The organism is Kitasatospora sp. NPDC057542 (assembly GCF_042801945.1).
Lineage (GTDB): Bacteria > Actinomycetota > Actinomycetes > Streptomycetales > Streptomycetaceae > Kitasatospora.
Map to the genome: position 1 here is coordinate 1 of NZ_JBHVFE010000832.1, position 1,474 is coordinate 1,474.

The 1,474-nt window shown below is 68.1% G+C and carries 1 protein-coding gene; it reads right to left on the reverse strand.

From position 1 onward, the window contains the following. Positions 1–66: 66 nt before the first annotated feature. Positions 67–1,404 (reverse strand): IS256 family transposase, encoded by a 1,338-nt coding sequence (locus ACFU7Y_RS43910; protein WP_380772065.1) that lies wholly within the window; start codon positions 1,402–1,404, stop codon positions 67–69. Positions 1,405–1,474 lie beyond the last annotated feature (70 nt).

The following is a 1,474-nucleotide window of genomic DNA, read 5'->3' on the forward strand; positions in this document are numbered from 1 at the left end:
GGGTCTATCAGGAATTAGGTGTGGTTCGTCTGATTGGCTTACAGGTTCTTCGGTGGGCTGATCGGCCTACACTCGTCCGGCGGTAAGGCGGCCGTCGAAGAGCAGGTCGAACTCGTTCAAGGCGGACTTCCAGCGGTTGTTCCAGCGTTGACGGCCGCGGCCGGTCGGGTCCAGGGCGAGGGTGGCCAGGTAGAGGCGTTTGAGGGCGGCGGTCTCGTTCGGGAAGTGGCCGCATGCCTGGGCGGCCCGCCGGTAGCGGGCGTTCAGGCTCTCGATCGCGTTGGTGGTGTAGACGACCTGGCGGATGGCGTCCGGGAAGCCGAGGAAGGGCACGAACTCGTTCCAGGCCCGCTCCCAGATTCCTGTGATCGACGGGTAGCGGCTGTTCCATTTCCCGCCGAACTCGGTCAGGCGTTGGCGGGCCTGGGCTTCGTTGACCGCGGTGTAGACGGGCTTGAGGTCGCGGGCGACCTCGGCCCAGTCCCGGCGGGAGGTGTAGCGCAGGCTGTTCCTGATCAAGTGGACGATGCAGGTCTGCACGACAGTCTGGGGCCAGACGGCGTTGACGGCGTCGGGCAGGGCGGTCAGGCCGTCGCAGACCAGCATCAGGATGTCCTTCACGCCCCGGTTGCGGATCTCGGTCAGCACGGTCTGCCAGTACTTCGCGCCCTCGCCGCCGTCGCCGGCCCACAGGCCCAGGATCTCCCGGTAGCCGTCGCAGGTGACCGCGACGGCGACGTAGACGGGCCGGTTGGCCACGTGCCCGTCACGGATGCGGACGTGCACGGCGTCGATGAAGACCACCGGGTAGACCGGGTCCAGGGGCCGGGTTCGCCATTCGGCCATCGACTCCAGGGCCTTGTCAGTGATCGTGGAGACGGTCTCCTTGGTAGTCGTCATCCCGTACACCTCGGCCAGGTGGGCGACGATCTCACCGGAGGTCAGGCCCTTCGCCGTCAGCGACAGCACAAGGTCGTCCAGCGCGCCGGTGCGGCGGGCGTATTTCGGCAGCAGCCCGGGGCTGAAGGTGCCCAGCCGGTCCCTGGGCACCTGTACCGTCACCGGCCCGACCTCGGTCATGACCTTCTTACTCCGGTAGCCGTTGCGGGTGTTGCCGCCCGAACGCGACCCGCGTCCGCCGGCCCGGCCCGCCTCGGCGGCCAGGTGCCGGTCCATCTCGGCCTCCAGCGCGGCCTGCATGAGGTGCTGGGCCAGTTCGGGCAGGATCCCGCCCTCGCCCATCAGCCGCAGCCCGCCGGCGGCGACCTTCTCGGCCGCCAACGCGGACAGCTCGTCGAGCAACTCGTAGGACAGGCCGTTCGGCGATTCTGGCATCGACTTCACGTCGGCACCTTCGACGCCCTCGCCGGCCCCGGCAAGCGACACGCCGCCCGCCGTCTCGATCAGGTGATCCGTCATCGTGCTCATCAGGTGACTCCTTCGGGGAGGAAGACACCTAATTCATGACACTCCC